Annotated in this window: 22 protein-coding genes; 9 read left to right on the forward strand and 13 right to left on the reverse strand. The window is 42.8% G+C overall.

The annotated features are described in order from the left end of the window. Window positions 1–52 precede the first annotated feature (52 nt). The gene (porX, locus tag DSL64_RS11705; protein WP_115831077.1) at window positions 53–1618 is read left to right on the forward strand and encodes a T9SS response regulator signal transducer PorX; all 1566 of its coding nucleotides are present in this window, start codon (window positions 53–55) and stop codon (window positions 1616–1618) included. A 160-nt stretch (window positions 1619–1778) separates the two neighbouring features. Here porX and DSL64_RS11710 read toward each other — a convergent pair whose 3' ends face one another. Both DSL64_RS11710 and fsa read right to left on the reverse strand, forming a co-directional pair. Beyond that, the gene (locus tag DSL64_RS11710; RefSeq protein ID WP_115831078.1) at window positions 1779–2456 is read right to left on the reverse strand and encodes a cell division ATP-binding protein FtsE; all 678 of its coding nucleotides are present in this window, start codon (window positions 2454–2456) and stop codon (window positions 1779–1781) included. Between the two features lie 159 nt (window positions 2457–2615). Next, complete coding sequence (gene fsa / locus DSL64_RS11715; RefSeq protein ID WP_115831079.1) at window positions 2616–3275, reverse strand: fructose-6-phosphate aldolase; 660 nt, start codon at window positions 3273–3275, stop codon at window positions 2616–2618. A gap of 278 nt (window positions 3276–3553) precedes the next feature. Between fsa and DSL64_RS11720 the strand changes: the two genes are divergently transcribed. Together DSL64_RS11720 and DSL64_RS11725 are read left to right on the forward strand one after the other, a co-directional pair. Next, window positions 3554–4258 carry a tetratricopeptide repeat protein gene (locus tag DSL64_RS11720; protein ID WP_115831080.1) on the forward strand — a complete coding sequence of 235 codons (705 nt, stop codon included), beginning with the start codon at window positions 3554–3556 and terminating at the stop codon, window positions 4256–4258. Between the two features lie 15 nt (window positions 4259–4273). Then, window positions 4274–4606, forward strand: a complete 333-nt coding sequence (locus DSL64_RS11725; protein WP_115831081.1) for a transmembrane 220 family protein — start codon at window positions 4274–4276, stop codon at window positions 4604–4606. Here DSL64_RS11725 and DSL64_RS11730 read toward each other — a convergent pair. Next, entirely contained in the window at window positions 4603–5373 is a 771-nt protein-coding gene (locus DSL64_RS11730) for a biotin--[acetyl-CoA-carboxylase] ligase (RefSeq protein ID WP_115831082.1), read from the reverse strand. The genes DSL64_RS11725 and DSL64_RS11730 overlap by 4 nt on opposite strands. Window positions 5374–5420: 47 nt before the next feature. Between DSL64_RS11730 and rsfS the strand changes: the two genes are divergently transcribed. From rsfS to DSL64_RS11745, 3 genes are all read left to right on the forward strand, one after another. Then, entirely contained in the window at window positions 5421–5804 is a 384-nt protein-coding gene (gene rsfS, locus DSL64_RS11735; RefSeq protein ID WP_115831083.1) for a ribosome silencing factor, read from the forward strand. A 71-nt stretch (window positions 5805–5875) separates the two neighbouring features. Then, window positions 5876–7948, forward strand: coding sequence for an ATP-dependent zinc metalloprotease FtsH (gene ftsH / locus DSL64_RS11740; RefSeq protein WP_115831084.1), 2073 nt, complete (start codon window positions 5876–5878; stop codon window positions 7946–7948). Between the two features lie 91 nt (window positions 7949–8039). Further along, complete coding sequence (locus tag DSL64_RS11745; protein ID WP_115831085.1) at window positions 8040–8987, forward strand: aldose 1-epimerase; 948 nt, start codon at window positions 8040–8042, stop codon at window positions 8985–8987. Here the strand turns inward: DSL64_RS11745 and DSL64_RS11750 are convergent. The 6 genes from DSL64_RS11750 to DSL64_RS11775 all read right to left on the reverse strand — a co-directional run bounded on the left by DSL64_RS11750 (window position 8968) and on the right by DSL64_RS11775 (window position 14425). Further along, window positions 8968–10071: a nucleotidyltransferase family protein gene (locus DSL64_RS11750; RefSeq protein WP_115831086.1), complete on the reverse strand. Its 1104-nt coding sequence runs from the start codon at window positions 10069–10071 to the stop codon at window positions 8968–8970. The genes DSL64_RS11745 and DSL64_RS11750 overlap by 20 nt on opposite strands. Then, a complete protein-coding gene (locus tag DSL64_RS11755; RefSeq protein WP_115831087.1) occupies window positions 10071–10988 on the reverse strand; it encodes a phosphoenolpyruvate carboxykinase (ATP) in 918 nt (305 codons plus the stop codon). Before DSL64_RS11755 ends, DSL64_RS11750 begins: the two co-directional genes overlap by 1 nt. A 22-nt stretch (window positions 10989–11010) precedes the next feature. Further along, window positions 11011–11451 (reverse strand): lasso peptide biosynthesis B2 protein, encoded by a 441-nt coding sequence (locus DSL64_RS11760; RefSeq protein WP_229217047.1) that lies wholly within the window; start codon window positions 11449–11451, stop codon window positions 11011–11013. Window positions 11452–11456: 5 nt separating this feature from the next. Continuing rightward, complete coding sequence (locus DSL64_RS11765; RefSeq protein ID WP_115831088.1) at window positions 11457–11723, reverse strand: PqqD family peptide modification chaperone; 267 nt, start codon at window positions 11721–11723, stop codon at window positions 11457–11459. Window positions 11724–11785: 62 nt separating this feature from the next. After that, window positions 11786–13324, reverse strand: a complete 1539-nt coding sequence (gene amaB / locus DSL64_RS11770; protein WP_115831089.1) for an L-piperidine-6-carboxylate dehydrogenase — start codon at window positions 13322–13324, stop codon at window positions 11786–11788. Between the two features lie 45 nt (window positions 13325–13369). Further along, entirely contained in the window at window positions 13370–14425 is a 1056-nt protein-coding gene (locus DSL64_RS11775) for a saccharopine dehydrogenase family protein (RefSeq protein ID WP_115831090.1), read from the reverse strand. 111 nt (window positions 14426–14536) lie between these two features. Between DSL64_RS11775 and DSL64_RS11780 the strand changes: the two genes are divergently transcribed. Continuing rightward, window positions 14537–15745 (forward strand): BaiN/RdsA family NAD(P)/FAD-dependent oxidoreductase, encoded by a 1209-nt coding sequence (locus DSL64_RS11780; protein ID WP_115831091.1) that lies wholly within the window; start codon window positions 14537–14539, stop codon window positions 15743–15745. Between the two features lie 3 nt (window positions 15746–15748). Here DSL64_RS11780 and uvrC read toward each other — a convergent pair whose 3' ends face one another. Genes uvrC through porW form a run of 4 tightly spaced genes read right to left on the reverse strand, consistent with a single transcriptional unit; the run spans window position 15749 to window position 23276 of the window. Beyond that, entirely contained in the window at window positions 15749–17557 is a 1809-nt protein-coding gene (gene uvrC / locus DSL64_RS11785) for an excinuclease ABC subunit UvrC (RefSeq protein WP_115831092.1), read from the reverse strand. A 41-nt stretch (window positions 17558–17598) separates the two neighbouring features. After that, complete coding sequence (locus DSL64_RS11790) at window positions 17599–18729, reverse strand: glycerate kinase (RefSeq protein ID WP_115831093.1); 1131 nt, start codon at window positions 18727–18729, stop codon at window positions 17599–17601. A 12-nt stretch (window positions 18730–18741) separates the two neighbouring features. Further along, complete coding sequence (locus DSL64_RS11795; protein ID WP_115831094.1) at window positions 18742–21039, reverse strand: penicillin-binding protein 1A; 2298 nt, start codon at window positions 21037–21039, stop codon at window positions 18742–18744. 44 nt (window positions 21040–21083) lie between these two features. Beyond that, complete coding sequence (gene porW, locus DSL64_RS11800; RefSeq protein ID WP_229217048.1) at window positions 21084–23276, reverse strand: type IX secretion system periplasmic lipoprotein PorW/SprE; 2193 nt, start codon at window positions 23274–23276, stop codon at window positions 21084–21086. A gap of 133 nt (window positions 23277–23409) precedes the next feature. Between porW and DSL64_RS11805 the strand changes: the two genes are divergently transcribed. Both DSL64_RS11805 and DSL64_RS11810 read left to right on the forward strand, forming a co-directional pair. Continuing rightward, on the forward strand, window positions 23410–23655 hold the full coding sequence (locus tag DSL64_RS11805) for an AtpZ/AtpI family protein (RefSeq protein WP_115831095.1): 246 nt from the start codon (window positions 23410–23412) through the stop codon (window positions 23653–23655). Between the two features lie 15 nt (window positions 23656–23670). Next, the gene (locus tag DSL64_RS11810) at window positions 23671–24030 is read left to right on the forward strand and encodes a hypothetical protein (protein WP_115831096.1); all 360 of its coding nucleotides are present in this window, start codon (window positions 23671–23673) and stop codon (window positions 24028–24030) included. The last annotated feature ends 5 nt before the right edge of the window (window positions 24031–24035 follow it).

Below are 24035 nucleotides of genomic sequence, written 5' to 3' on the forward strand. Positions count from 1 at the left end.
TCGTTATCCTGTAAAGTTTTTAATTAAAATCATTAAATAAGAATCCCCGCTTATGCAATACAATATTCTTTGGGCCGATGATGAAATAGATCTTTTGAAACCACATATCATGTTTCTTACCAACAAGGGTTATAACGTTACGCCTGTTAACAGCGGAGCAGATGCCCTGGACCGGATAGAAAATGATCGCTTCGACATCGTTTTTCTTGACGAAATGATGCCTGGTATGACTGGTCTTGAAACCCTGGCTCAAATTAAGCAACAGCAGCCCAATCTTCCTGTGGTAATGATTACCAAAAGTGAGGAAGAGCATATCATGGAAGATGCGATCGGATCAAAAATCGACGACTACCTCATTAAGCCGCTGAACCCAAATCAGATACTACTTTCGGTTAAGAAAATACTTGATAACAAGAGACTTGTTACTGAAAAAACCACATTAAGTTACCAGCAGGAATTCCGCAACCTGGCCATGCAATACCAGGATCGGATAGGTCATGATGAATGGGCTGATATCTATAAAAAGCTTATCTACTGGGAACTGGAATTGGAAAATTCTGATGACGATGGCATGTCGGAGGTTTTCAGCATGCAGAAAAGTGATGCTAATGCCAATTTCTGTAAATTCATTGAAGACGAGTATGAAGACTGGCTGAATGATCCGAAGTCTGACAAACCAATCCTATCTCATCAGTTGATGAAGCAGAAGGTGTTCCCGCATCTTAAAGGGTCCGACGAACCGGTCTTTTTCCTTTTAATTGACAACTTCCGCTACGATCAATGGAAGATGATCCAGCCGATTCTTCAGGAGTACTTTAATATCGAGGAAGAATCGTCCTACTATTCTATTCTCCCAACCACCACAGGTTATGCCCGTAACGCGATTTTCTCCGGATTGATGCCGAGTGAAATGGAAAGGAAGCATCCGCAATGGTGGGTGAGTGATGAAAATACACCGGATGGTGAAGAAGGATTGAACAATCATGAATATGATTTCCTTCAAAAACAATTGGAGACAAACCATCTGAATATAAGGTCATCGTATCACAAAATCCTGAATACCAACCAAGGGAAAGCACTTATTGATAACTTCAATAACCTGCTGAATAACCAGCTGAATGTGGTCGTTTACAACTTCGTTGATATGCTGTCACATGCACGCACGGACGTACAGATGATCAAGGAACTTGCACCGGACGAAGCAGCTTATCGTTCCATTACCAAGTCGTGGCTGATGCACTCTCCTCTGCTTGATTTCATCAAAAAAATAGCTGAGAAAAAAGCAAGATTAATCCTGACTACAGACCACGGGATGATTCGGGTTCAGAAGCCTGTTAAAATTATTGGTTACAGAGAAACCAACACCAACCTTCGCTACAAGCACGGTAAAAATCTTGGATTCGACGACAACCACCTGATGGTATGCAGAAAGCCTGAGAGATTGTTCCTTCCAAAACCACACGTGTCCACTTCATATGTGTTTACCAAGGAGGATTATTTCTTTGCTTACCCAAACAACTATAATCAATATGTGAATTTATACAGAGATACTTTCCAGCATGGAGGAGTTTCTTTGGAAGAAATGATCATTCCTTTTATTGATATGAAGGCGAAGTAGATTTTTGATAAGAGGAGTAAGAGGTAAAGAAGTAAGAATTACCTGACAAATCTAATCAATAAAAAAGGTTCAGAATTTGCAGATCCCGGTAAGGGACTTGTAAACTCTGAACCTTTTTCGGTTAGTATTTATAACTTCAGCTAATACCTGTTACTCGGAATCAACCTTCTGTAACGCTTCCGTTTTCGCATTTCAGTACGCGGGCGGGAAACTTACGCAAAAATTCGTGGTTATGTGTTGCCATCAGAATGGCAGTACCTGCGTTGTTGATGGTTTTAAAGACCTGCATAATCTGATCGGCTACCTCCGGATCCAAATTACCTGTAGGCTCATCTGCAATTAATATTTTAGGTTCGTTGAGCATGGCCCTTGCGATTACCACACGCTGCTGCTCACCTCCCGAAAGTTGATGCGGCATGCGTTTTTGTGAAGTACCAAGCCCAACCTGCATCAGCACTTCTGCAATACGTTTTGAAATCTTACCTTTATCTTTCCAGCCTGTTGCACGAAGTACAAAAGAAAGATTGTCTTCAACAGAGCGGTCTGACAACAATTGGAAATCCTGAAAAACAATCCCGATTTTACGTCGCAGAAAAGGAATATCGCTTCGTTTGATCTTGTGGAGCTCGTGACCTGCTACTTTAGCTGAACCAGTATGCAACCAGAGGTCAGCGTATAAAGTTTTCAAAAGCGAACTTTTACCACTACCGGTTCTTCCAATCATGTACACGAACTCACCATTCTTGATTTCAAAATGCACATCATTTAGTACAGGGCGATCTCCCTGGTAAATGTCTGCCCGATCCAGTAAAATAATCGGCTCTGCTGCCTCAGTCATAGTCAACTAAAAAAGGTTTCAAAAAACTCAGTGTGCTCTCATTATAAACACAGTCGGAAACAAAAACCATAGCTTCTGCCTCCGACTGCCGAGACCTGTCATGTTCTGAGGATATCAGAACGTGACCAGACCTGAAATATTACTGTTGTTACCTGTCAATTACTTTGAATTTCCTTTTGCGTAATCAGCAAGGAATTTTTCAAGACCGATGTCAGTAAGTGGGTGCTTCAACAATGCTTCCATTGCGCTCAATGGGCCTGTCATTACGTCAGCTCCAACTTCTGCGCACTGGATAATGTGCATTGGGTGACGCACTGAAGCAGCAAGAACCTGAGTTTCGTAGCCGTAGTTACGGTAGATAGTCAAAATTTGCTCGATCAAACCAATTCCGTCTGTTGAAATATCATCAAGACGACCAATGAAAGGAGATACATAAGTAGCGCCAGCCTTGGCAGCCAAAAGAGCCTGTCCGGCAGAGAAAATCAAAGTACAGTTGGTACGGATACCTTTCTGAGAGAAATATTTAAGTGCTTTCACACCCTCTTTGATCATTGGAATCTTCACAACAATCTTGCTATCGATTTCAACCAATTCTTCGCCCTCACGAATCATTCCCTCCAAATCAACAGAAACAACCTCAGCACTTACATCACCGTCTACGATATCGCAGATCGCCTTGTAGTGGCTCAGGATATTGTCTTTACCTGTGATTCCTTCTTTAGCCATCAAAGAAGGGTTTGTTGTTACTCCGTCCAAAACACCTAACTCGTGCGCTTCCTTAATTTCTTTAAGGTTTGCGGTATCAATAAAAAATTTCATATCGGGAATTGTATGGTTTAATTTCTCACAAAAGTAGAAAACGATAATCAAACCAAAAAGAAAGATGTGAATTGAAATAGAAAGGCACAAAAAAAGGCAAACCGAGAATCTCACTGCATCAACCACCTACCCTTGCTTCCGTCAGGACCTGGGGGATTCGGAAGGAGCTAGTAGTTCCGATTTGCCGCTGCAAAGATAAAGACATTTTATTGACAAAAAGAAAACATTCGCATCACTTTCCGATTACTTTTGTGCGAACCATCTAGAAATGAACAATTATGCCGCGTCAATTTTTTTTATTTTTTTTATTTATCATCACCTCTTGCTCCCAATCTTCTGATGCTTTCCTGAAAAAAGGGAAGGATTTAATGCGCGAAGGAAAAACCCGCGAAGCCATCGAATTCATCAATAAAGCCATTGAAAAAAATACTTCAAACGCCGAAGCTTTCAATTTGCGTGGGGTAGCCTACTACGAATTGAAGGAATATCCGAATGCGATGCTTGATTTTAATCAGGCCATCAAAATTTCCCCCGATTCCTATCGTCCCTATTTTAACCGCGCTCTGTTGCAAAAAAGTGAAAACCGCCTTGACTCTGCTCTGGCAGATTACAACAAGGCCGCCGCTCTTGCACCTGACACCTCCGATGTATTTTTGAATCGTGGTGAACTGCTTGCATTGCTTGAAAAACTGCCAGACGCAGTTCAGGACTTCGAAAAAGCCACAAAACTGAACGAGAATAACAAAATGGCATGGTACAATCTTGGTAATACGTACTACAGACAAAAAGACTATACAAAAGCGTCTCTGGCATTCCGTCAGACTCTTAAACTGGATTCTCAATATGGGAAAGCATACTATGGCCTCGGGCTGTCGCAGTGGTATGAGGGAGAAAAAGATCTGAGTTGTGGCAATTTCAAGCAAGCTGCCAATCTAGGGTATTCTGATGCTGTATCAGCGATGAGCCAATTCTGTCAACAATAATAATTCTGTACATCAATGAAAGCGTTACTAAAAATCGGCCTGGGTATTATGTTCATCATATTCTCTTACCTGCAGGTCAACGATCCGGACTCGGGCATCTGGATAGGGATATATAGCTTTGCTGCATTAGGCTGCTATATGAGTTTACGGGATCTATGGCCTTCCTGGGTATATTATGCCCTGGCAGCAGGCTATGTCATTGGTGCAATACTTCAATGGCCACCGGAATTCGAAGGCGTATTGTTCGATCAGATGCAAATGAGAAGCATGAATATAGAGTTGGCGAGAGAATCTCTCGGACTCGGAATATGCGCGATAGCAATGGCCGTATTAGGCAAATGGGGTTAAGCATTCCAAACCCATTCAATCTCTTTTAAACCAAAGGACCTGATTTCCTCTTCACCGTTTAACTGAACAAGAATCTGTCCGCTTTCAGCAACTCCCTGTACTATTCCGCTTACGTCTTCATTATTGTAACGGAATAGTACAGGAGACTGAAAACCATATAAATGCGAAAGATATTCTTCCCGGATTTTGTTGTAGCCATCACTTCGAAGCAATTGCTGATACCGGATATCCAGGAAGCTTATTATTCTGTCAAATTCTTCCTTAAGAGATACCTGTCTGCCTATAACCTGAGCCAGTGAGGAAGTCCTGCCTGACTCAAATACGAGTTGATTGATATTGACTCCTATACCTACGATGGAATGGGAAATACTGCCACCCTGAATAGAATTTTCAATGAGGGTTCCACTCAGTTTTTTACCTGACACATAAATGTCATTGGGCCATTTGATTTTCACCTGATCCGTGTGCACCCGAAGCATGTCATAAATCGCCAAGGCGACTACCTGACTGATCAAAAACTGCTGATCAATTGCCACAGTCCGTGGTTGCAGGATGAGCGAAAACATCAGATTCTGCCCGGGTTCAGAATGCCAGGTAGTTCCTCGCTGACCCCTTCCGCCAGTTTGGTTGTCGGCTATGACAACAGTCCCCTCCTCTCCTATACCACTATGCACTAATTCAGCCGCTATGTCGTTTGTTGAATGACAACTTGGCAGATATATTATCTTTTTGCCAATAATTAGGGTATTATGTATAGTGTTGTACAATTTTTTTGCTTTACTTTAGAGTTTATAGAAATGGGAATCAATTACGCATGAAACAACGCAAAAATAAAGAACTATCATCAAAAGATCTCTCCGAGCTTGTAGCTAAAGGAATGGCGGAAAAGAAAGGGCTTGATATAGCAATTCTGGATCTCAGAAATGTTAAAAATTCAATTACTGATTTTTTTGTAATCTGCTCGGGTAACTCCGATACACAAATCGACGCACTTGCCAGCTCTATAGAGGACGAAGTGTACAAGGTTTCTCAAACCGAACCATGGCAAAAAGAGGGTAAAGCCAATGGGGAATGGATATTGATAGACTATGTCGATGTGGTTGCACATATCTTTAATAAAGACCGTCGCCAACATTATGATCTCGAAGAGTTATGGGGTGATGCTGTTGTAACGCACTTTGAAGACTCCGTGGCTTGAACTGACAGAGCAGTGAACACTCACCGCTTTGTAAATGTTGTTTAGTATATTTCTCTTAATTAATACACAGAATGTCTGAAAACGATAATAAGCGAGGGCCGCTAGGCCCGAAAAGTCCGCAGAAAGGTTATCAGGGATGGATTATAGCCGCTTTGGTAGCTACTATACTGGGGATTACCTACCTGAACCGGACATCAACGATACGTGAAACAACTCAAAAGCGTTTTGAGAAAATGATGGCCGACAAAGAAGTCGCCCGTGTAACGATTGTTAATGATAAGTCCGTTGAGGTTACATTAAAACCTGAAGCGCTGAAGTCGGATAAATATAAATCCCTGAACAAAGAGAATACGTACTTTGGCGGAGAGTCTGTTTCACACTATCAGTTTCAGGTAACATCCGCTGAAACGTTCAAGAAGGACTTTGAAAAAATGCAGGAAGGAACTCCTGCCAATGATAAAGCTGAGCTTGTAGTTGACACCCGCAATGACTGGTATAGTTTCCTGGGAACGTGGGGATTCTTTATTGTAATGATACTTGTCATGTATTTTATACTTGGCAGAATGTCAGGAGGTGTTGGTCCGGGTGGACAGATTTTCAATATTGGCCGTTCACGTGCGACATTATTTGATGCTGAAAACAAGGTAAAAATAACGTTTAATGATGTTGCCGGTCTTGAAGAAGCGAAAGAAGAGATAAAAGAGATTGTGGAGTATCTGCAATTTCCTGACAAATTCAAGAAACTTGGTGCTAAAATTCCAAAAGGAGCTTTACTTGTAGGACCTCCGGGAACTGGTAAAACACTCCTTGCAAAAGCTGTGGCAGGAGAGGCAGGCGTGCCATTTTTCTCTCTGTCGGGTTCCGACTTTGTTGAAATGTTTGTCGGAGTAGGTGCTGCACGTGTACGTGACCTTTTCAAACAAGCAAAAGAGAAAGCACCTTGTATCATCTTTATTGATGAGATTGACGCAGTAGGTCGCTCTCGTGGAAGAGGTGCTATGCCTGGTTCTAACGACGAACGTGAAAATACACTGAACTCCCTTCTTGTTGAGATGGATGGTTTCGCGACTGACTCGGGAATAATTATCGTAGCTGCGACCAACCGTCCGGATGTATTGGATCCTGCATTGCTACGTCCGGGACGTTTTGACCGCCAGATTTCTATTGACAAGCCAGATGTAATTGGCCGTGAAGCTATCTTCAAAGTTCATTTGAAACCATTGAAGTTATCAAGTGACGTTAATATTCAAAAATTATCTTCTCAAACTCCCGGATTTGCCGGAGCTGAGATTGCTAACGTTTGTAACGAAGCAGCACTTATCGCCGCCCGTCGCGATCGTGAGGAAGTAACCATGCAGGATTTCCAGGATGCAATGGACCGTGTAATCGGTGGATTGGAAAAGAAAAACAAACTGATTTCTCCTGAAGAAAAGGAGATCGTTGCCTACCACGAAGCTGGTCACGCTGTAGCGGGCTGGTTCCTGGAACATGCCGATCCCTTGGTAAAAGTTTCTATTGTTCCCCGTGGTGTTGCAGCTTTAGGTTATGCACAATATCTACCGAGAGAACAGTATCTGTATCGTACCGAGCAATTGTTTGACGAAATGTGTATGACCCTCGGTGGCCGTGCCGCTGAAGATGTAGTCTTTGGTAAAATTTCTACAGGTGCGTTGAGCGATTTGGAAAGAGTAACCAAACTTGCTTACAGCATGGTTACTGTATATGGTATGAATGAGCGTATCGGTAACGTCTCTTTCTACGATTCGAAGCAAAGTGATTACGCCTTCACAAAACCATATTCTGAGTCTACATCTCAGGCTATTGATGAAGAAGTAAGAAATCTGATTGATAAAGCTTACCAGTTCGTGAAGCAAATGCTGACTGATAGAAGAGATAAGCTGGAAGTGCTTGCAAAAGAACTTCTCGAAAAAGAGATCTTATTCCAGGCTGATCTGGAAAAACTGATTGGCAAACGTCCTTTTGATAAGGAAACAAGCTATCAGGCTTATATCAATCGTCGTTCGAATGAAGAAGCAGCTATTCATGAGGAAGTTGTAAAACATTCTTTGGATCAGGAAAAACAAGAAGTAAAACCATCGGAAGATGAAATGATTGCTGAAAGCAAAGATGCTTCAAACGAATAGCATAAATTAATTTTTAAAAGCCGGATAGTCCTCAACTGTCCGGCTTTTATTTTATACATTAGTTTCACATTTTCCCTAAATCAATGCAACTATGGCCTTCGAAATTATAAAACAAAAATTCGGCGAACTGACAGAATACGTTTTACAGGAAAGTGAATCGGGCAACCGATGTGTGATTATCCCGGAACTTGGTGGAATAGTGCGACAATTATCCCTTCGTAAAGGTTTGACGCTTTTTTCGGTCATCAAGACACCACCCACTCCGCTGAGCCTCCAGGAGGATACCAAAAGTGCAAGTGAGCTATTGTTCCCGTTTGCCAGTCGTATACCGGATGGTCAATATACATTTCTTGGAAAAAAATATCAGCTTAGTAAAAACGAGACAGGCAGACGTAATGCAATTCACGGGCTTGTGAGGAAACATCCGTTTAAGCTCGAAGAACAGATTGTGCATCCTGACTTTGCGAGTATTAAACTTTCTTTCCACTTAGATAACACAGAAGGTTATCCGTTTCAGGTCAGATTTTTTGTTACTTATAAACTTAGTGCAGACGGAAAATTTACTGTTAGTTACAGCGCTATTAATGAGGGTCATGAGCCGTGTCCCGTCATGTTTGGCTGGCATCCTTACTTCATGCTTGGCAATGAAGACGTGGATGCATGGAAAATAGATATCCCGTCCAGTCAAATTGTGAAGTTCGACGACAATATGATACCGCAAGGAGTTGCTCCGTTCAATGAGCAATTACCGATGCTTCTGTATAAAAATGAACTCGATAATTGCTTTATTATAAATACCGAAAGTGCTGCTGTAACAACAAGGTTGATTTCAGATAACCAGCATGTAACCCTGAATATTGAACAAGAGACTGGCGAAGGCAAGTTTAACTATCTGGTATTGTACACACCACCAACACGCGATTGCATAGCCATTGAGCCTTTAACCGGTAATGTAGATGCTTTTAACAATGGAGAAGGATTGAACATTCTTGCCAAGGGACATACTGTTGATGGTACTATTACAGTACATCTGAGTTAGGATTTTGCCTGTACCAGCGTGCTTTGTCAAGCAATAGACCTACTTCGGAAAGATACTCAAGGTGCTTGGTAAGCACCTTACTTTTATGCTTAAGACCATCGTGAACAGACATACCATGCAAGAAATAAGGCCAGGAAGAATTAGAAGCTGCCGGCGGCATTTCTGTCCAGGTCTTAATAAATGAGGTTACATCCACCGCTTCAGGTTGAATTTGCCACGCATCTCTCCATGGTAATCCAAGAGATTTCAACAAACCAAGGCTACGGACAAGTAATGTATAAATACCCTTTTCTCTGGCAAGCTTTGCTACAAGATTCCAGTCTATTTCACTTCCCCACCTTATCATAAATGCTGAAAAATCAGCGATGTATTTCAAACGACTCCATTGTTCCTTACCGCCATGGTGAACCAAAAGCAGTAAAAACTGATACTCGTTACTAAACGCATCAATCTTTATGTTTTGAATAGTGTACTCTTTATGAAACTGGTTCCATTCACCGGATGGAAATTGAAAGTGTAAACGGGGATATGCTACTTCCCAATGTGCTTCCACCATACTGGACGTAGCAGAAGCTGTATTTTCCAGGGGAATGTGATAGTCGGTACGAAAAAATGCTTCAGTACGGGACTTAGACTCTAAAAGAAACTGACGATAAGGATCAGGATGATAACCTGCTTTGGCAAGTAGTTTTAAAGCCTGTTGGAAGGTCGCACGATCAATGAGCAAATCAATATCACCAAATTCCCTTTTGCCTACGTCACCATACAGCCAGTCGGCCCACACGCTTCCTTTATACGCATAGCAAACTACACCGTTCTCCTTCAATATATTGAACAAACCGGACAGCTCCCGTAAAGACAGTAAATTGATAAAGGCGATTCGCTGACATTCCTCAATCAACTCTTTCTGAAAAGAAACACTGATCCCACTCTGATGAAGATAGTTCAGGAACTGCGGTCTGACGCCATGATAGCGAACCATTCTTTTCAGGGTCACTTCATCAGGATTTGACGCATCCGTCAACCTGGTCTGCAAACATGCTGAAAGCAATAAATTCATTTCATCAGAGAACTGTGCAGGCATCAGACGGGATTTAATACGCTTGAAATACTGTCATTCACCCATTTTTCCAGATTGGCAAAGCCGTCAGGTCTACGTTTTCGCCACATCTCCGCATGAACTGCACATTGAAAACTCTGCTTAAAATGCTCTTTCAGCTTATCCCCCTTCAACAGCTGAACAGGTAAAGGAAAGTTTTTAATCGTCTCGATAGGTATAGCAGTTGCCGCAAGTGAAGTCAGCACAGCCTGGTTTTTTGCCTTATGAATAAAATATACCGCCCTCAACCTTACGGGTTCCTGAGGAAAATCAGCAGTCGGATGATAAGAAAACTTGTTCACTCCTTCGCTTACAGGCTGTAATTCATTTCTGTCATATTCCAGTCCTTTTACAGTATTGTCCCAGATTTTTAATTGCGGATAGGCCGGAACAATATACGGTGCGCCGGTAGAGTCAAAAGTAATTGCCGTGAGGTCATCACTCAGTAATTCACAGCCAGTCTTGATAAATGCTGCTGCGGTTGTCGACTTTCCGGCTCCGGGGTTTCCCATAAAACACCAGGCTTCATTACCCACTTTCACTGCACTCGCATGAAGCAGAAAATGGCCTCTTTGGAATAGTAGCAGACCTATAGCCTCGCTTACAGTGAACAAACTGATCAAATTAGGATCAGTTGTGTAGGGAGATACGATGAGGGTGCTTCCGTCTATAGCCTCAAAATCGGCTATTTCCGGCCAGTGTAAAATTAAGCTTCCAGCTTTTCCCTTGCCAAACATGGCACGGATACCACGCCGGTAAATGGGAGTTTTAAGTAATTTAGGCAACTGAATATCCCCTGCTTTTATATAGAGGTCAATATCAGGCACATTTTCACCGATACTCAACTCAGGCAAACTAATTTCAGAGCAAATATTTAATCCAAATGCTTTATAGAAGTACATCGAAGAAGGCTATTTTAATTTATCATTCCCATACCCATAAACGCTGGTAGGAAACAGTTTCCGGCCAGTCACCAATGATGACCGAACCATTCTTTTCAACCCAGGCATGCGCTTCAAATACTTTGGCCGGGGTGATTTCCACACCTATTTCCAAAGTTAAAGCAGGAACTTTACGGAGTAAATATTTGGTAGCTAATGCTCTGGGCAGACATAGCAGTTCCACAGGTAGATGATCTGCTGCTGACTTCACCGCCCATACCGCAGCATCAATTTGCTGACCTGACACGTCTTTCTTTTTGTCCGATTTTGCCAATCGGTTATAGACTTTTCTGAAGGTGGGAAAAGGCAACAAAAGCAAGCCCGACTTAATAAGCAACAAACTTACAGAAGCTTTAAAGAAAAGCATTTTTTCTTCATTGCGAAGTTGTTTCCACCTGTTGCGATATGTGTGTAGACTTTTCAATTTGATCAGTCAGCTTGCTCTATCAGTCTTTCTGAAATCAGATCTTTCAGTAAATCTTCTACATCTGTTTCACAATCTGCCTTGTCAACATCATATTCTGCCAGAACAGCTTCGCACAATTGCTCCTTCGTTTGAGGTCCTTTTTCCAGTAAATCCCAAACAAGCCCTCCTACTTCATCCAATCCGTAGTAAGCACCTTTGCTGTGATTGAGTATGACTGTCTCACCTGCCACTTTGGAGGCGATTTGCTCAGAAGTAAGCCTGTATTTCATAGTATCGAATGTTTCTGTATTGATTATAATGTGTGCCTTATTGTAACAAAGTTAAAATATAATCAGTCGATCTCAAACTTTATCCCTTGCGCAAGCGGTAATACTGATCCATAATTGATGGTATTAGTCTGACGCCTCATGTAAGCTTTCCAGGCATCAGACCCGGATTCGCGTCCTCCGCCGGTTTCTTTCTCTCCACCAAATGCCCCCCCTATCTCCGCTCCTGACGTACCAATATTTACATTTGCGATACCACAGTCGGAGCCCGATGCCGATAAATACCTTTCGGCTTCTCTTATATTCAATGTAAAAATTGCTGATGATAATCCTTGCGGAACATCATTTTGTAATGCAATGGCTTCATCCAAACTATCATATTGAATGAGGTACAGCACCGGAGCAAATGTCTCATGCTGTACAATTGGAAAGTGATTCTCTACTTCTGCAATACAAGGTGCTACATAACAACCTGATTCAAAACCTAAACCCTGCAGTTTTTGAGGTTCAATAAGAAAACTTCCGCCCTGTTCTTTCACCGCTGTAGCCGCTACTTCATACTGTTGCACCGACTGCTGATCTATCAACGGACCTACATGATTTTTTCCATCCAATGGATTTCCGATCCGAAGTTGGGAATAGGCTTTAACAAGCCGTGTCTTTACTTCTTCATAGACATCTTTATGGATGATTAGTCGCCTTGTGGATGTACAACGTTGCCCGGCAGTTCCTACAGCCCCAAAAACCACTGCAGGAATGGCTACCTTCAGATCAGCAGAAGGAGTGATGATGATTGCGTTATTTCCACCTAATTCAAGTAAACTTTTCCCAAGACGCTTTGCCACTGTCTCTGCTACCTGCCGGCCCATCCTCGTGCTTCCTGTGGCAGATATCAGCGCGACACGATGGTCAGCAGAAAGCCATTTCCCTGCATTGCTATCACCGGTAAGTAAACATGAAAGCCCTTCGGGCAGATTATTTTTCTCGAATATTTCAGCAACTATATGCTGACATGCCAGTGCCGTAAGAGGCGTTTTTTCAGATGGTTTCCAAATGCATACATTACCGCACACCCAAGCCAGCATCGCATTCCACGACCACACTGCCACAGGGAAGTTGAACGCTGAAATAATTCCAACAACTCCCAACGGATGCCACTGTTCGTACATGCGGTGGTCAGTACGCTCGCTATGCATGGTAAGACCATATAACTGACGTGATAATCCTACAGCAAAATCACATATATCAATCATTTCCTGCACTTCCCCCAAGCCTTCCTGCAGGCTTTTACCCATTTCATAGCTAACAAGTATTCCCAAATCTTGCTTGTGTCCGCGCAGACTGTCTCCAATTTGTCGCACTATCTCCCCGCGACGGGGCGCAGGTACGAGCCTCCACTCTTTGAAAGCAGCTACCGCTGAATCCACAAGCTGGTTATAGTCCGACTCCCCCGCTATCGTAACATCCGCAATTTGTTGACCATCGACTGGTGACCAGGAAATTAATGTTCCCGCTGCTCCGTCCCAAAACTTCTGTCCGGTACTCAACCCCTTATTTGAAGACGCTATTTTTAATTTTTCAAGAACTGCTTTTATATCTGCCATTTAATTAAATGCTTTTGTACATAATACCACAAACTACCAACCACATCAATCTTTAAAGAACTGACCATTTCCCGTATTCAGGAAATCGGCAAGGACGATATCTTCCTGTTTAATAAAACCTTTGGAAGGCAAACTCCCATCCGCAACCATTTCCACTACAGACGCAATGGAAGCAGCGGTTGTCCAGGATATAGCTCGCCAGTGCTGTCCGTCAATATTGACCGGGTGGTAGGCTCTGTAAAATTCCTCTCTTTCCAGTTGTTCGCCTTTCCATCCTTCCACCACGGCATACACATATACCACATCCTGCTGAACCGGTGGTTTCGCTTCCGTCAGTATCTTTTCTACTAACTCTCTTTTTTCTTTCAGGATCAGCTCGTAAAGCATAAACCGCATCAGCTGACAATGCCCCGGATAACGAATGGTCTTGTAATTTAAAGTATCCAGTTTGCCTTCGTACGTTTCACACATGGTTCCTAAGCCGCCGGATGTACTGAATGCCTCAAACTCCTGTCCTTCAATATTAATCATCTCAATCCCTTCAAGAGAAGGCACCATTTTCCTGACTCCGTTATGAATCACTTCTGCATCATTGATATATTCATTAACAACCCCAGCCGGAGACCATGTAAAGGAGTAACCCATCAGGCCATTCGGATAACGCGGTAATGCTCCAACCCGTAGTTCAATATCTCTAAGTTTGGTAAACCTCTTTGCCAGATCTGCACCTACAATACCGATGAAACCTGGCGCAAGTCCGCACTGAGGCGCCATTACACCACGGCTGTCTTTAGCCATTTCTCTGATCGCAGTTGTTGTGGGCACATCTTCAGTAAGATCGAAATAATGAATTCCGGATTGATATGCCTGTTTGGCAATAGGTAGATTCAGGTTGTAGGGCATACAAGACACAACTCCGTCGAAATCGGAGAAAATGCCTTCTAAAAAACCAGGCTTTAAAATATCTCCTTCCATAACCTGAAAAGGCAGCTTTGTATCAGGAATCACCTTATCAATGCCTGTTACTGTAAATCTTTTACTCAGTAGAGTTCCCACTAGGGAGCCTACCTTACCTAATCCGATGACAAGAATATTACGCATATAGTTTATAGATGAATAAGTAAAATTATTTTTAGGATTGAAGAAAGATAGGAAAAGAATGAACAGTTTTTAAAACTTACCTCTCATTTTTGTATTCAACTTCACTTTGTTATGCAAATTGTTATTATCGGCGGAGGCGCATCCGGATTTATGGCAGCAATTACTGCTGCTGAGACTTTTCCTGGTTCAGGTATACAAATTCTGGAAAAAAACAGAACGGTACTTAATAAGGTACGTATATCCGGTGGTGGCCGCTGCAATGTAACACACCGTCCTTCCGATCTCAGGTTCTATATCAAAAATTACCCGAGAGGAGAAAAATTGTTGCGTAAACTTTTATCACAGTTCAGCGCACAGGATACTGTCGATTGGTTTGAAAGTCGTGGCGTAAATCTCAAGACGGAAGAAGATGGCAGGATGTTTCCCACTACTGATTCATCTCATACGATCATCGAATGCTTAACAAGAACTGCAAGAGAACTTGGTATTGCTATCAGGACATCGGCAGGTGTGACATCATTTACGCAAGATGAGTCCGGCTTCGCCCTAACTATGGATGACAACAGTATAGTTCATTGTGACCGATTGCTGATTGCGACAGGAGGTTTTCCCAAACGTTCGGGATTCGACTGGATCGAACAACATGAAATTATTGCTCCGAATCCTTCTCTTTTCACATTTAATACACCAGATAACTATTTGCTTCCCTTAGCGGGAGTATCTGTTCAGGATGCGCTTGTGAAAATTTCAGGTACCAAACATGAATGGCGCGGGCCACTATTGATTACGCACTGGGGATTCAGCGGGCCGGCTATTCTCAAACTATCGGCCTGGGGCGCAAGAGACCTGGCAGATAAGAACTATGAATTTACATGCCGTATTAACTGGATTCCGGAAATGAATGAGCAGCAGTTACGTGAATTTCTGGTTGCTGAGAAAAGCAAGACTCCGAAACAACAGATCAGTAGTCACGCCAAATTTGGTTTATCCTCACGTTTATGGAAAACTTTTACAGAACAGGCTGAAATTCCTGACAATCTGATCTGGTCGGAAGCGCCGCATAAATTACTGAATCGCCTCGTTGACATGCTGACAAACAGTCAATTTGAAGTAAAAGGAAAAACTACTTTCAAAGAAGAGTTTGTCACCTGCGGTGGCGTGGCCCTCTCTGAACTCAATGCTGAAACACTGGAAAGTAAAAAAATACCAGGCTTGTTTTTTTCAGGTGAAGTAATCGATGTGGATGGCATAACCGGAGGCTTCAATTTTCAGAATGCATGGGCATCCGGTTATGTGGTCGGGAAATCTATCGGGAAGTAATAGTTACTGTGCCATGGCGTCGAAATAGGCACGAACCTTCCTGGCACGATCCAGTCCGATCAGGGGAGTTAATGTCTCCAGCGAGCTTTCCCGAATAGCTCTGACAGAACCAAAGTGTTTTAATAGCTTCGTGGCAGTCACTTTACCTACGCCATCAACCCCTTCAAGCTCACTCACCAGGCTTCCCTTGCTTCGTTTGTCGCGGTGGAAAGTGATAGCAAACCGGTGCGCCTCATCCCGGATCTGTTGAATCAATTTCAGAGATTCGGATTTTTTATCGATATACAAAGGCAGAGAATCCTCAGGGAAATAAATCTCCTCCAGTCTTTTGGCAATACCAATAATAGGAACCTGTCCATAAATCCCAAGACCTTTCAATGCATCACAGGCTGCGCTAAGCTGCCCTTTCCCCCCATCTATAACGATCAGATCCGGCAATGGCTGGTCTTCAGCGATTAAACGTAAATACCTCCTCCCAACTACCTCATTCATCGAAGCAAAGTCATTAGGCCCTACTACAGTTTTAATATTGAAATGGCGGTAATCTTTCTTTGAAGGTTTTCCTTCTTTGAAACACACCATGGCCGACACCGGATTTGTTCCCTGAATGTTGGAGTTATCAAAACACTCAATATGTCGGGGAAGTGTTTTTAGCTGTAAATCCGTTTTAAGTCTGATCAGCACCCTGTCCTTTTTAGAAGTTGTGGCAGAAGCCTCCACTTCACGACGCTCCGCCTTCTCTCTCCGGAAATACATCACGTTTTTCATGGACATATCCAGCAATTTCTTTTTATCGCCAATCTGAGGGACATTCACCTCTAATTTCATTTCAAGATCCGGCCGGATATTACAGAGCATTTCCCTGGCTTCGCTGCCATACTTTTCGCGCATCTCAACGATCATCATAGCCAGAATTTCTGTATCACTTTCGTCCAGCTTCTTTTTGAGCTCTATGGTCTGTGTTGCTACCATATAGCCCTGCTTGATCTTCATGAAATTCAGATACGCCGCCTCTTCATCCGATACGATGGTGAGCACATCAATATTCCCGATCTTGGGATTGATCACTGTTGCTTTACTTTGAAAAACAGAAAGATGCTCTATCTTGGTTTTCCAGGCATGCGCTTGTTCAAAAGCCATCTGTTCAGCGGCAGCTAACATCTTTTCTTTAAAATATTGTTGTGGCAAAGCCAGATTCCCTTTCAGTATCTGATGAATCTGTTCAATTTCCACATCATAATCCTCTTCTCCCTGCAAACCTTCACACGGACCTTTACAATTACCAATATGATATTCCAGGCAAACCTTGAATTTCCCCGCTTCCACGTTACTTTTAGTCAACGGCAACTGGCATGAACGAATCGTATACAGCGCCTTAAACATATCCAGCAAAGCATGCATGGAACGTAATTGGGCGAAAGGACCGTAGTAGGTACCTTTTTTCCTGTCCAGATTTCTAGTTACAAATACGCGGGGGAATCGTTCATGAGTAATACAAATGAACGGGTAAGTCTTATCGTCTTTTAAAAGAATGTTGAACTTAGGCTGAAGCTGTTTAATTAACTGATTTTCCAGTAACAAAGCGTCCCATTCACTGTTAACGATGGTATATTCTATCCTTCTGATCTGACTAACCAGCCTTTTTGTCTTACGGTCGTGCTGACTGGATTTGAGGAAATAGCTGGAGACACGGTTGCGCAGGCTTTTTGCTTTACCTACATATATAATCTCTCCGGTTTCATCGAAATATCGATAAACACCAGGATCAAAGGGGATTTTTGAGAGTTCTTCCTTGTAATTAAATTCAGGCATTCTGAGAATTCGTGTCTGTTAAACCGGAAAAAATCCAGGCGTTATTTCCGAAAAAACAACCGTACCAGATTAAAAGTTGCCTCTTCAACCAACTGACCTGCCTGAGAAAGCGCAGCATCCAGATCCATAGGAGCATTCAGAATAGAAGTTGCATAGGTAACCCCGGCATCTCTGGTTTCCTGAGCTGAAATTTGTAAAGATCCGCACACTACGGCCAAGGGCACATTGTATTCACCACATATATCTGCAAGCCCCTTCACCACTTTTCCTTTCAATGTCTGCTGATCCACCTTGCCTTCACCAGTAATGACCAAATCCGACTTTTCAATAACCGAAGCAATATCAGCCTGCTCCATCACAATACCGACACCATTTTTAAGTGTTGCATTTAAAAACCACAGACAGCCGGCACCAAGCCCTCCGGCAGCTCCTGCGCCTGGTACCTGACTTACATCCTGATGAAACTGATTGGTTGCAACTTCTGAAAAATGCCTGAGTCCATTATCAAGAAAAGCCACCATTTCTTGATCTGCTCCTTTCTGCGGACCATAAACATATGCTGCACCATTTTCACCGTAAAGCGGGTTAGTGACGTCACAGGCTACAATGACACTAACCGAATGCAGTTCGGGAATCACCTTTTCAGAATCAATCCGGTCAACAAGATGCAGGTTACCACCGACAGGTGAAAGTTCGTTTCCTTCTTTATCCAAAAAAACATAACCCAATGCGGCGGCCATGCCCATACCACAGTCCGTTGTAGCACTACCACCAATCCCCAGAATAATCTTTGAAACTCCACCTTCCACTGCCAGCCTGACAAGTTGTCCTGTCCCAAATGTGCTGGTTTGCGTCGGGTTATGCTCTGAAGGATCAAGCAAATTCAGACCCGAAGCAGCGGCCATTTCAATATAGGCCGTATTTCCGTCCGAAGATATTCCGTAAAATGCATCAATAGGTCGCCCCAGCGGATCCTGAACATGCGCTTTCACCTGTTGCCCACCAGCCAATCTTGTTAAAATTTGCATGGTACCCTCTCCGCCATCCGCCAGCTCCATGGCTATGACTTCAGCTTCAGGATAAGCCAGCATAATACCGGCTTCCATAGCTTTGCATACTTCGCCGGCTTCCAGCGATCCCCGGAATTTATCAGGAGCAACAAGTATCCGCATTTTCTTTATGAATTAGAACAACACACCTTCATCTTCTGATCTTGAAGGCGGAATGTAGGTATCAGTGCTATCCGTTGAAGAAACACCACAATCTCTGACATAGTTATCAGGTTTGTTAAAAGGGCCTTTGCGGTACTCTGTCAGGGTCGCATCATTATATACCTTTTGCATAAATAGTCCCCATGCGGGCATGGCCATTCTACCACCCTGACCGAGTGCAATGGTACGGAAGTGAATACTTCTATCCTCTCCTCCTACCCAGATTCCCGATACCAGATGCTGAGTCATACCCATGAACCATCCATCAGAATAATTCGAAGTTGTTCCGGTTTTTGCAGCAATCTCATTTCCTTCTGTCACACCATACTGACGCAGACGACCTGCAGTTCCTCCCGGATCTTCCACAGCACCACGCATCAGATACAACATATTATATGCCATATTCTCACTCAGCTCCTGATTTTGTTTCTGATAGAACTGTTGCAGGATGTTACCATGTCTGTCTTCAATACGAAGAATTGTCATAGGCTCTGTACGATGCCCGCCGTTCGCAAATGAGCAATAAGCCCCAACCATTTCATAAACGGATACATCACTGATACCCAAACAAAGCGCCGGCTTGGGATCTAGCGGACTTGTGATACCCAATTTGTGAGCATACTCAACGACAGTCTGCGGTCTTACCATTTTCATGATGTGCGCACTGACAGTATTAATAGATTTCCCCAAAGCCTGTCGCAAGGACAAAGAGCGATAAGAATATTTATTGTCTGAATTTTTAGGAGACCAACCGCCCGGAACGCCATCAGCAGGACCGAAATACACCGGAGCATCCGTTACATGGTCACAAGGCGTAAGGAAACTTTTATCCAATCCTGATACATAGACAAACGGTTTAAATGTAGAACCAGGCTGACGTTTACCCTGCTTCACGTGATCATATTTCAGGTGTTTAAAATTGATACCACCCACCCAGGCTTTGATGTGTCCGTTTCGCGGATCCATCGACATCATACCCACTCGCAGGAAACGTTTGTAATACTTAATAGAGTCAATAGGACTCATAGTAATTTCTTTTTCTCCGTCCCACGAGAATACCTTCATTTTGTAAGGTGTCCTCATCACCTGCCACGCTTTCTCTTCACCCAAATCACGTTTCAGCGCAATGAAATGCGGAGACATCCTCACCGCACGGTCTATGAAGCCAGGAATTTCTTTTCCATTTGCATCTATCCATGGATTACGCCCCTTCCAGTGTTCATCAAAAAGTTTCTGCTGTTGCTTCATATGTTCCTGCACAGCTTGCTCCTGATAGCGCTGCATGCGGGAATCAATAGTGGTATAGATCTTTAATCCACTTGTATACAAATCCAGATCCGTATCGTGTTCCTCATTATAAAGCTTCACCCAGCTTTTCAGATAATTACGCATCGACTCTCTGAAATAGGGAGCTAATCCTGTATTATGGCTGTCTACAGTGAAATCCAGATTGAGTGGCTGTTCCTTGTAAACCTCAAACTTTTCCGGAGACAAATAATCATATTTCATCATCTGCGCCATCACCGTATTCCTTCTATTGATGGTATTAGTCGGGAAACGAAGGGGGTTATATAAGGTAGGATTTTGAAGCATCCCAACCAGTACAGCTGATTCAGGCACATTCAAATCCCAGGCTTCCTTATTGAAATAAGTTTTCGCAGCTACTTTAATACCGTAAGTATTGTTCCCGAAAGAGACGGTATTCAGATACATTTTAAGAATTTCCTGTTTGGTGTACTTCCTTTCCAGGATAACTGAAAGAATCCATTCTTTTGTTTTTGAAATAACAGTCCTGACCAACGGAATATAGCCCAACGCACCGCGGTACTTTTCTGAACGTGTCTGAAAAAGGTTTTTAGCCACCTGCTGTGTAAGTGTACTACCTCCACCCGAGCTCGAATTTCCTGATACAACCCCCTTTACTACCCTCAGCAAACTACGCGGGTCAATTCCCGAGTGGTTTACAAAACGGGCGTCCTCAGTAGCAATAAGCGCTTCCAGTAAATTTGGAGAGATCTGTCCAATTTCAATAGGAGTTCTATTTTCAAAGAAATATTTACCCAACGATTTTCCATCTTCTGAAATCAGCTCGGATGCAAGCTCACTCTTTGGGTTTTCTAATGTCTTCAGATCAGGCATTCCTCCGAACAACCAGAAGAAGTTAAAACTTACAGCAACAATATAAAAAATGATCAGTCCCAGTCCGAGTCCTACAAATCTCCAAAGGCGGATGATGCTACGACGGTATTTTCCTGGTTGTAATTCAATCATGTGACGGGGTATTATGAATAAAGACAAAGATATAAAAACAGAAACTATCTCCTTCCGGCAGATATTGAGCCCAGTTCCTGCATTTCTTTCAAGCGGGGCAGGTAGACGCTCGAAGGATATAAACTAATAAACTCAGTAATAGATTGTGCGTAAGCTTCCTTTCCCCGCACTTTTCCAATCAGAAATACGCGCAGCAGAGCAAATTTGTCTTCCAGTGAGCTACCTTTATAGGAAGGCATATTATTTTCTATGCTATTCAGAGCCTTGTCATAGTCTCCGCTGCTGTACATTTTGTACATATCCTCATATTCCCTAACCTGGCCTCCTGCTGCAAGTTCGCCTTCTTTGGCCGGAGCTTTGCTAATAAGTCGCGCATACGTTGAGTTCGGAAATTCGGCAAGCAATCTGTCCTTCCACTTAGGCTTCTCAGGATTTTCTTCTGGGAGACTCAAATACATCAGATAATATACTTCATCCTTATAACCTGTTTTAGGGTAGTCATTCAGCACCCGTGTGAATGTGGTAACGGCACGTTCATCTTCACGCAAGTCGAAACGGTACACCTTGCCCAGTTTATAAAGCGATTCTTCTTTTACTTTATGAGAAGCCGCAAGTGTTTCCGGAGTTAGCGGAACATGGCTTTTCAATTCCTTATGCTGTGCGAGCCAGGCATCGCTCCCTTTCTTCATTTCCCTATTTTCTTCCACTGCAGCGGAATCAACAGATGCAGCAGCAACCATGTTAGCAGCGGAGCTCATCTGTTTGCTACTTCTTCTCCAGTTATCCTCCAATACCCTGTTACCCCATATTCTCCGAAACTCAATCTTTCCCTGATTAATCATGGCAGGGTCATACAATTCCCATCTTCTCTGACTCAGATCCAAAACCGGTCCGTTGCCAGGTTGGCCATTGGTATTGGCAGCCGCAGCAGCTTTCATTTTTTTCTCCTCTTCTACCCTTTTCTTCTCATTTGCTGCTATAATATCATCAATCTTATTGTCCAGAGCTGCCGGATTCATAGCTGCCAGTTTCTGCAAGCTGTCCTCCCTACTTACAATCGTAAACTCGTTCACGAAGTTGTCCAGAGCGCGTTTTCTTTCCGCCACCAATTTATATTCAGGAGCTTCTCTCGGTAAAATTGAGAGGGCGCTATCGTAATACATTTTAGATAAATCGAACTTCTCCAGTGACTCATAATTGATACGGGCCAACTGCAGGAATGTATAGGCTTTCTGTGTTTTATTTGAGCCTGCGTTGGCAGCTGCTGATTTTTGAAGATACTCTACCGCCTGCGGCAAGTTGTTCTTGTGCTCTGCAAGAAGCCCCATCGTGAAGTACAATCTGTCCAACAGATCCAAATTCTTTCTGTCATTGAGCATCTTTTCAAATCCTACGGAAGAAAGGTCCACCTTCGGATCCAGAATTACCTTGTTCTGAAGAGAATTCATGGAAGCATAAAATCCCAGATCGTAGTCAGGTTTATTCTTCGATACTGCTTTATAATGTTTGTTGGCTAGTGCATACTGACCCAACTTGTCGTACATCTGCGCGGCAGCAAAATGCAAACGAGCTGTTTCAATGGACTTTTTCAAAAGAGGGAAAGTTTCTTCCAGAATAGCCACTGATGTCAGATACTCCTCATTTTGCTGGTGCAGATATGCCTTAGTAAGATAGAAATCCCGGGTGGTGCTCTTCGATAATGGTTGCTGACTCAGGTATTCAGCTACACCTAATGCATTCGAAAAATCCTTTCTTGAAATATAAGCTTTCATTAACACCACCATGGCGTCGTTCTTGTCCTTCTCGTCTTTACCATTGGCATATACATAACGCAATGCTTCCAGACCATCGGCCCATTGTCCCAGATACAACCTTGCCTTTCCAAGAATGATATAGCTGTTGTCCACCCACTTACTATTCTGGTGTTTTTCTGCAACTATAGATGTTTTCTTTATAGCATTCTCCAACTGAGGCTTTGCCGGAAGAGCAAGTATAGAATCAAGAGGTATGAGGATAGGCAGTATTTGATTGTAATTTTCTTTATATGCTTTTTTAATAGCGAATTCAGCCTCTTTCAAGTCCTGATCTGCCATGAAATAAGCATTGTATCTGGCAGAAAAATTGTGAGCACCCACAGCTGCAGGCCTGGTGCTGTACTGCGAACATGCCGCAATTACATACACGAACAGAAGGCAACAGATGAATTTGCTCGAACCAGATATTAATTTTCTTATCACAAACAGTTATTTTAAGGGGTGATTTGATGGGTTTTGCGCAAAAGTAAAACGCTGTTTCGGACAATTACGTATCGAAGATAATGCCATTTATAAAATTTGAATCAATTTTGCACTGAAAATCCCATGACGCAATATGGCTACTCCACAGAAAGAACCGCAAAATGAGTCCTCCGGTAAAAATGTTTCCAGCTTGGTAAGGTACTCAGGAATGGCCATGCAAATGCTGGGAACGATTCTCGTTTTCACCTACGCAGGCTACAAGCTGGACGAATGGCAGCAGAACAAAATACCTGTCTGGACACTCATTTTGTCACTGATATCGATCGCAGCGTCACTTTATTTATTAATCACCGGAATTTCGCGTACCGGCAAACAGTAACCTATTCTTTAACTCATGCTACGCAGCATCCTTGCTACACTGATATTAGGAATTGTACTATTCCTTGCTCCTTACATAGGACTTGATTCCTACCTGCATCCGTACATCTGGTACATCCTTGCATTCTTTCTGGGCATATCTTTTTTGATTCACCGCCTGATGGAATTTGGCTTACAAAACAACAAAGAGAAATTTGTCAGTTTTTACATTTCAACCATCGTAGCCAAGCTGATTCTGAGCCTTATTTTTATTGGCATATTTTTATACAAAGGGCTAAGTGATTCATTTCTATTTGTTATCAACTTTTTTGCACTCTATTTATTTTATACATGCTTTGAAATATATGGTTTGTATCGTAACTTGCGCCGCGATTGACAAAG

It is taken from the genome of Dyadobacter luteus, assembly GCF_003383615.1.
GTDB classification, from domain to species: Bacteria; Bacteroidota; Bacteroidia; order Cytophagales; family Spirosomataceae; genus Dyadobacter; species Dyadobacter luteus.